This is a genomic window from Kribbella albertanoniae (assembly GCF_004348455.1).
Classification (GTDB): domain Bacteria; phylum Actinomycetota; class Actinomycetes; order Propionibacteriales; family Kribbellaceae; genus Kribbella; species Kribbella albertanoniae.
Genome location: NZ_SMKA01000350.1, coordinates 1 through 8694 on the forward strand (window position 1 = coordinate 1; position 8694 = coordinate 8694).

3 protein-coding genes are annotated in these 8694 nt (G+C 69.6%); 2 read left to right on the forward strand and 1 reads right to left on the reverse strand.

The genetic code is table 11. The features are described 5' to 3' along the window. The first annotated feature begins 6 nt into the window (after window positions 1-6). The gene (locus E1261_RS40950; RefSeq protein WP_272948645.1) at window positions 7-5760 is read left to right on the forward strand and encodes a hybrid non-ribosomal peptide synthetase/type I polyketide synthase; all 5754 of its coding nucleotides are present in this window, start codon (window positions 7-9) and stop codon (window positions 5758-5760) included. Window positions 5761-6162: 402 nt separating this feature from the next. Here E1261_RS40950 and E1261_RS40955 read toward each other — a convergent pair whose 3' ends face one another. Then, a complete protein-coding gene (locus E1261_RS40955) occupies window positions 6163-7080 on the reverse strand; it encodes an ROK family protein (RefSeq protein WP_132415151.1) in 918 nt (305 codons plus the stop codon). Window positions 7081-7410: 330 nt separating this feature from the next. On the opposite strand from E1261_RS40955, the gene E1261_RS40960 reads away from it, so the two are divergent. Continuing rightward, window positions 7411-8679: an aconitase X gene (locus E1261_RS40960; RefSeq protein WP_132415152.1), complete on the forward strand. Its 1269-nt coding sequence runs from the start codon at window positions 7411-7413 to the stop codon at window positions 8677-8679. Window positions 8680-8694: the final 15 nt, after the last annotated feature.

Here is an 8694-nt window from a genome sequence, read left to right on the forward strand (position 1 = left end):
GAGACGCTGGAGCAGTTCTGGGACAACCTGGTGGGTGGGGTCGAGAGCGTCCGGCGGTTCACGGCTGACGAGGTTGATCAGGGCGACGGTGTGATGGCCGTCAGCGGCGTGCTGGAACACGTTGAGTCGTTCGACGCGAAGTTCTTCGGGTTGAGTGACCGCGAGGCCGAGTTGATGGATCCGGCGCAGCGGTTGTTCCTCGAGGTCTGCCACCAGGCGCTCGAACATGCCGGGTACGGCGGGACCACCAACCGGGTCGGCGTCTTCGCCGGTTCCGGCATGAATCTCTACAACCGTCAGCCGCAGGCGCGCGATTCGCTCGCGGCCCGTGTCGCCTACCGCCTCGGCCTGACCGGTCCGGCGATCGGCGTGCAGTCGGCGTGGTCGTCGTCCCTGGTCGCGGTGCACCTGGCCTGCCAGGCACTGCGTTCAGGTGATGCGGATCTCGCGCTGGCCGGGGCGTCCGCCGTACAGGTGCCGCAGGCAACGGGTTACCAGCCGTCGGCGGAGTCGATCCTGTCGCCGACCGGTCACGTTCGCGCGTTCGATGCGGCCGCGGACGGCACGGTCGGTGGCAACGGTGTGGCCGCCGTACTGCTCAAGCGTCTCGACCAGGCGGTCGCTGACGGCGACACCGTGTACGCCGTTATCCGCGGCACCGCGGTCAGCAACGACGACACCGCGAGCGGCAACCAGACGCTGATCGAGCGCGCGCTCGAGCGAGCCGGGTTCGCCGCCGATTCTCTGAGCTACCTGGAAGCGAATGCGATCGGCAGCGCCACCGCGGATGCCGCCGAGGTCCAAGCGCTGACGACCGCGCTGCGCCGGCACACCGACAAGGTCGGCTTCTGCACGATCGGTTCGGTCAAGCCGAACATCGGTCACCTGGACAGCGCCTCCGGCATGGCCGGCCTGATCAAGACCATCCTGATGCTGCAGCACCGCACGTTGGTCCCGACGATCAACTACACCGAGCCCAACCCGGAGCTTGCCCTCGGCAACAGTCCGTTCGTGATCGCCACCGAGGCACAAGACTGGCAGGCCGGTACGACGTTGCGCGCAGGCGTCAGCGCTTTGGACGCGGGCGGCACCAACGCACACGTGATCTTGGAGGAGCCACCGCGCCAGGTCCGCCGCGGTGACGACGGCCCCGTCGTACTGCCGCTGTCCGCCCCCGACCCCGACGCCCTCACCGACCTCGTCGAGCTCTACCGCGCCGACCTCGACCACGGCACCGGCCACCGCCTCATCGACCTCGCCGGTACGGCGGCGCTCGGGCGACCGGCGCATCGCCATCGCATCGCCGTCGCGGGCGCATCGGAGGCCGAACTGGTCGACGCGCTCGGCTCGGCCCAAGCCACCGAGATCCCGCGTGGCGGACCCGGCCCGCTCGGCTATGCGTTCACCGGCCAAGGGGCCGCCCGCCGCGGCATGGCCGCCGGCTTGGCTGCACGCTTCCCCGTCTTCCGCTCGGTGCTCGACGAGTGCGACCGCGTGTACGCCGAGGAGACCGGCGGCAGCCTGCTCGACCTGCTGCTCACCCCAGCCGGTCAGTCGGAAGGCGTCTGGCCGACTGAGACCGCGCAACCGGCACTGTTCGCGTTTGAGCTTGCGCTTGCGCGGCTGTGGCAGTCGTTCGGGGTGCAGCCGGCGCTCGTGGTCGGTCACAGCGTCGGTGAGTACGCCGCTCTGTGCGTCGCCGAAGCGTTGTCCCTGGCGGACGGCGTGCGGCTGACCGCCAAGCGTGGCGAGCTGATGCAGCGCGGGACCGCGCCGGGCGCGATGGTGTCGGTGCGTGCGGATGCGGATCGCGTTCGTGAGCTGGCACAGACGTCCGGCGTGGAGATTGCCGCAGGCAACGGTCCGCAGTCGTTCGTGCTGACCGGCTCCGAGGTGATCGTCGGGCAGTTGGCCGAGCAGCTCGATCAGCTGCAGGTGGCCTGGCAGCGGCTGGATGTGGATCGTGCGTTCCACAGTTCGCTGGTGGATCCGATCCTGGCGGACTTCGCGACGATCGTTCGTGGCATCACGCTGCGGCCGCTGCGGACGCCGATGGTGTCGAGCTGGTCGGGTGACCTGCTCGAGTCCGGGACGGTTCTCGACGGCGACTACCTGGTCGGGCAGTTGCGGCAGCCGGTGCTGTTCGGGGATGCGGTCGAGGCGGTGACCGCAGCCGGGTGCCGACGGTTCCTGGAGCTCGGACCGGACGCCGTACTGAGCCCGGCCGGACGGCGGATCGCGCCGAACAGCACGTGGATTCCGGCGCAGCGTCTCGGGCAGGACCCGGTGCTGGCGACGATGAACGGTTTGGCCGAGCTGTATGAGCAGGGCACCGAGATCACCTGGTCGAAGGTGTACGCGTTCGGCGGTCGGGTGCCACTGCCGACGTACCCGTTCCGTCGCGTGCACCACTCGGTCGACACGTCGTCTGCGGCGCCCGCGGCCGTGCCGGATGGGGCTGTGCGTGGTCAGGTGAGTGCGTTCGAGCGCGCTGCCAGGGCGCAGGCCATCGGGTTCGCGCCGTCGAGTGCCGCGGTGAAGCGAATCCCGCTGGACCCGCCGGCCGAGGTGACGGAGGTCGCTGCGGCCGACGACAACGCGGAGTTCGAGGAGTCGCCGTTCGCGCTCCCGGAGGAGACCCACTCGATCGACGCGGACTACCTGGCCCAGGCCGGGTCGCTGTCGGGCGACGAGGTGTCGGCCGAGCGGTATCGCGAGTCGCTCGATGCAGTTCTCGATCTGACCTGTGACGCGCTGCGGCTCGACCCGTACGACCTGACCGTCGACCACACCTTTGCGGAGCTCGGTGCGACGCCGGAGTCGATGACGCCGGTGATCGACCGGATCAACGAGCAGTTCTCGGTCGAACTGTCGGCAGAGACGCTGTTCTCGTCGTACACGACCCCGCACAAGCTCGCCACCGCTGTCGCGGTGCAGACGACCCGCGCCGATGATGTTGCCGAGAGCAATGAAGCCGCCGAAACCGCTGTGCAGGCTGAGGAAATCGTCGAGGAGCCGGTGGAGATCGCGGTCTCCCAGGTCGATGCGGACTCCGCCTCCGAGCCGGCCGGTGAGCCGGACGCCCGCGTCGCGCTCGCAGTGCTCGGGACCGGCCTCGCCGAGCTGGCAGCCCGGGTCGAGGAGGCCGCCACTGCGACGGGTGCGGCCGACCTGCCGGGCAGTGGCGTCGCAGCGCTGATGTCGCAGCAGCTCCGCGTCGCCGGCCAGTTGGTCGACGGCGTCACGAAGCTCATGCGCGAACAGCTCTCGCTCCTCAGCGAGTCCACCCAGCCTGAGCCTGAGCCTGAGCCTGAGACGCAGCCTCAGACGGCCGGTACGACGGACGAGCCCGCTGCCGACCGTGATGACGCGACCGACAGTTCCCCGGAACCCACCTCCGGACCCGCGAGCGCCGCCGTACCGGAAGACTTCGCCACCGTTGCCGAGCTCCCGCAGTCGGATGGCCGGGTGGGGGAGTTGCGACGGGTCGTGGTCGAGGGCGAGATGGCCCCGGCCCTCGGTGGTCGGCGGCGCGATGTCGGGTACTGGCAGGTGGCTTTGGCCGGCGCCGAGCCCCTGGTGCTGCCGGCCGATGGTGGGAGGCGGAGTGAGCTGGCTTCGGTGAAGCTCGAGTTGGAGGACGAGCTCGGCGATGCCGTGTTCGTGTTCAGCCGGGAGCGCAAGGTCAGTCCGCTGATGACGATGCTGGCGGCCGTTGGGACTGTCCTCGGACGGTTCACCGCGCAGGACGATGTCACGATCGGTTCGGCGTTGATCCGGCCGCACGGCGACACTTCTGCAGGAGTACGGCGAGCGCTGCCGATCCGGATCGATCTGTCGGGCGAGCCGGATCTGGGCGAGCTCGCACACCGCGTGCGCGACGTGACGACCGGTGCCTTCGACCACGCCAGCACCGACCTGTCGATCCTTCAGCGCGATCCGCTCTTCCAGGTGCTGGTGGAGTTCGAGGACGGCGACGAGGATCTGCCCGAGCCGCTCGACCTGCGGTTGCGCCTGACCCACCACGGCGCCGGAATCACCTGTACGGCGGACTACCGCGCCGGGCTGTTCCACCGCAGCACGATCGACCGGCTGCTCAACTATCTGCAGGCTGTGTTGCGCAGGGCAACGGCTGAGCCGCGCCTTCGCCTTCCCCAGTTGATGATGCCGATCGCCGCCGACCTCGAAGCTCTGCGCCGGCTGGAAGGCGACCTCGAACCGGTCGGCCCGATCGGCCGCGGTCGCAGGGATGCAGTCGTCGCCGGTGAGCTGAGCGGACTGCACACCCTGTTCGAGCAGCAGGTCGCCCGGACGCCGGATGCGGTCGCGCTGATCCAGGGACAACGCGAGCTCACGTACGCCGAGCTGGAGCGCCGGTCCAACGCAATCGCCTGGCAGCTGACGGATCTCGGGGTGAAGCCCGGTCAGCTGGTTGCGGTTCGAGTTGCTCGCGGCACCGAGCTGGTGGTCGCCGTACTGGCGGTGCTGAAGTCGGGAGCGGCGTACCTGCCGCTGGATCCCGGCGTACCGGAGTCGCGGTGGGCCTTTATGGTGAACGACGCCTCCGCAGTCGCGCTCGTCGGTGACGATGCGGCGCTGGCCGACCGGCTCGGGCTGCAGCTCGTCCCGGTCGCGGCGGTCGACGGTGATGCGCGAGCGCAGCAGGCGCCGCCGGTTCAAGCCGCCGCCGATGATGTTGCCTACTGCATCTACACGTCGGGTTCGAACGGGAATCCGAAGGGCGTGCTGGTTCCGCATCGTGGGCCGGTCAACCTGGTTCGGCACTACCTGCGGACGCGGAGTTCGCTGCGTACTTTGCAGTGGACGTCGTTCGGGTTCGACGTACATGTCCAGGAGATGTTCACCGTGTTGGCTTCCGGCTCTGCGCTGGTGCTGATCGGTGAGGACGACCGGTACGACCCGGACGCGGTCATCTCGGCACTGCGGGACCACGGGGTCGAGCGGCTCTTCATGGCGTTCAGCCCGCTGACCGCCTTGCTGGCAACGATGCGCCGCCTGCCCGAGCTGCCCGCGCTGCGGGAGATCGTTGCGGGTGGTGAGGCGATGGTGCTGACCCACAAGGTGCGGGACTTCCTCGACGCGCACCCGGAATGCCGGCTGTACAACGAATACGGGCCGGTGGAGGCGTCGATCGTCACCACGATCCACGAGGTCGACCCGGCCGAGGACCGCCCGTCGATCGGACGTCCGGTCGACGGTGTCGCCGTACGGCTACTGGACCAGGCGCTGCGGCCGGTTCCGGTCGGCGGGGTCGGCGAGATCCACCTCGGCGGCGCAGCCGTTGCCCAGGGCTACCTTGGTCGCCCGGACGAGACCGAGCGCGCCTTCGTCCCCGACCCGGCGCACCCCGGCGGTCGGCTCTACCGCAGCCGCGACCTCGGCCGCTGGCGCCCCGACGGCACCCTGGAATACCTCGGTCGCGCGGACGACCAGGTCAAGATCCGCGGCCACCGCGTCGAACCGGGCGAGACCGAACACGTCCTCGCCGCTCAGACCGGAGTCATCGACGCGGTCGTCATCGCCCTGTCCGACCATGGCGGCGACACCTGCCTGGTTGGCTACGTCGTCCTCGAAGACAGCGACCCCTCGGTCCTGGCCCGCCTGATGCTCGACCTGGGCAAGGAGCTCCCGCTCTACCTGGTCCCGGCCGACCTCATCCCCATCGAAGAGCTCCCGCTCGACGACAACGGCCGCCTCGACCGCACCCGCCTCCCCGAGCCGGAGTGGCTCCACCCCTAACAGGTGCGCGAGGCAACGGATGCGCCGGCTGTGGCCCGTAGTGGTGGTGAGCGGTCCTCCACCCTCCTGAGGACCGGTCGCACTGCGGGCCGCCGGCGGTACTCCATCAGCTGCCTGAACGCGAGGGCGGCGGAGAGTTTCCTCTCCGCCGCTCCCACGTTCCGGTCGGTCCACGGCCCCCCATCGACCGACCTTGTTTGGCTGGTCCAGGCCCCCTTGACCAACCGCGGATGACGTGCCCCCACCCCATCCATCCGTTGCATCGCGTGGGAAGGGGTCGCCGTTACACAGTTCCAGGCAATTGCGTAAGAATTGCGCAAAGATGCGCAGGAGAAGCCTTCCCTACGCACGGCGTTGCCCAGAACCCTGCCCGATCGGGCAACCTGAGCGGGCAGACCTCAATCAGCGGATCGAGGACCACGCCTGGTGGGCCGCGCCGAGCAGGCCGGCGTTGGCGAGCTGTGCCGGCACAACGGTGAGGTCGGCAACGAATGGCAGCTGCGCCAACCGTTTCACCCACGCCTGAACGGGATCGAACAACACCGACCCAGCCTTCGACACTCCACCACCGATCACGACCGTCGTCAGGTCGACGGTGACCGCGGTCGCGACGATGCCGGCCGCGAGCGCCTGGGCGCCGTCGTCGAAGGCCGCCAGGGCGAGCTCATCACCTGCGGCCGCGTCAGCAGCCAGTACGGCGGCATCCACGCTCTCGCCGGTCCGCCAGCCCCGGCGCTGCGCCCGCGCGACCATCCGCGGGCCGCTCGCATACGTCTCGACGCACCCGTACGAACCGCAGGCGCACGTCTCGCCGTTCAGATCCACGACGACGTGCCCGATGTGAGCGGCGTTCCCGGACTGCCCCAGCAAGGGCTGTCCGTCCACCACCAGCCCACCGCCGACACCGGTCGACACCACGATGCCCAGCAAGGTCTGGGCCTCCCGCCCGGCGCCGGTCCAGAACTCACCCAGCGCGAAGCAATGCCCATCCACCCCAAGAGTCACCGGTACGTCGACCAGCGCGCGAACCCGTTCGACGATCGGGAAGCTCCGCCAGCCGGCGATGTTCACCGGCGACACCAGCCCGTGCGTGGCGTCGAGCGGCCCGGCCGAACCGATCCCCACCGCCACCGGCGACGCATTCCCGAGCACCCGGCCCACCAGCTCACCGAGCGCCGCGAACACCTGGTCGGCATCCCCGACCGGGGTGGCGATCCGGTCCTCGACGACGATCGTCCCGTCGGCGGACACGAGAGCGGCGGCCATCTTCGTGCCGCCGATGTCGATCCCGAGAACCGTGCTCACCGTGTCGTCGCTCATCGTCCCCCCGCCAGTAGCCGAATCAGGGCGGCGTGGTGGCTGGGCCGGGCAGGCGGCAGTTGCTCGCGCGCGGCAGGAGCCGGCGTGGCGGTACGGGGGTTCTGCTCGGTCACGTGTCGGGCTCCGTCGGGGGCGGTCAAGGTCGAGAGACAACGTTATCTGTAGTCGGCCGGATCGGCGAGGGGTGATTGGGGTCAATCTGCGCGGAACCTGCAGGAACAGGCGTGGGTGACGCCTTGACAATGCTTGACAACGATACCCCTCAAGCGGGTTCTGAGGGGGTCAGCCAGAGGTTTTGGGACGAGTAGCATGAGGCCCACGGGAGGTCGGATGGCGGAGGTTGCGTTGACCACCGCGGAGCGCGAAATGCTCGACGGTGCGGGCGGTCCTGCGGTCGCGCTGGCGATGCGGCTGATCACCGGATTGGCGCGGACGCTCGGCGCCCGCTCGCTGATTCCGATCAGGTCGGCCCATGTCGACGGCTGCCTGCACCACGGTCAGGCCGGGCTCGACTTCGCGGAGCGGCTCGTCGAGCTGGGCGGCCAAGTCGTCGTACCGACAACCCTGAACGTCGGCTCCCTCGATCTCCTGCACCCCGGCCTCGTCCGCCTCGCCGGGACCGAACGCCGCGACGCCCGCCGGTTGATGGACGCCTACACCGCCCTCGGCGCCGCGCCGACGTGGACCTGCGCGCCGTACCAGGACACCCAACGCCCCGCCTTCGGCGAACACATCGCCTGGGCCGAGTCCAACGCGATCGCCTTCGCGAACTCGGTCCTCGGCGCCCGCACCGACCGGTACGGCGATTTCGTCGACATCTGCGCCGGGCTCACCGGCCGAGCGCCGTATGCGGGTCTTCACCTCGACGAGAACCGCCGCGCCCGGATCGAGCTCGACCTGAGCCCCCTGCCCGCGGGTGTTCTCAGGCTGGCTGCCGCATGGGCCGCGCTCGGTCACCTCACCGGCAAGCTCGCCGCCGACCGCGTCCCGATGCTGACCGGCTGGCCCGAAGCCGTCCCCGAAGACCACCTGAAGGCCTTCGGCGCCGCAGCCGCCTCACGCGGCGGCACCGGCCTCTTCCACGTCGTCGGTACGACGCCCGAGGCCGCAACCGAAGCCGATGCCACCCAAGGCGTCCCGGTCGACGAGGTGCACCGCATCACCCCCTCAATGCTCCGAGCCGCCCGCGACGAACTGTCGAGCCCGCACGCCGGTCCCCTCGACGCGGTCAGTCTCGGTACGCCGCATTTGTCGATCACCGAGTTCGCCGAACTAGCCGCCCTGGTCCGCTCCGGTGCCCCCATGTCACCCACCGTCGAAGTCTGGGCCGCCACCAACCGCCGTACCGCAATCGTTGCCGAGAGCAACGGCTGGCTCGCGGAACTGGAGCAAGCCGGCATCCGCGTCCTGGTCGACACCTGCACCTACGTGACCTCGGTCCTCAACCCGCAAACCCGCCACGTGATGACCAACTCCGCCAAATGGGCCTGGTACGCCCCCGTCAACCTAGGCGTCCAAGTAACCTTCGGCTCCCTCACCGACTGCCTAACCTCAGCCCGCACCGGCCAAGTAACCCGAGACGATTCCTCCTGGCACTAACCCCCCACCCAACCC

Bases quoted from the DNA above. Each gene is read 5' to 3' on its own strand.
- E1261_RS40955 (WP_132415151.1), bottom strand. From the start codon at position 7,080: ATGAGCGACGACACGGTGAGCACGGTTCTCGGGATCGACATCGGCGGC.
- E1261_RS40960 (WP_132415152.1), top strand. From the start codon at position 7,411: ATGGCGGAGGTTGCGTTGACCACCGCGGAGCGCGAAATGCTCGACGGT.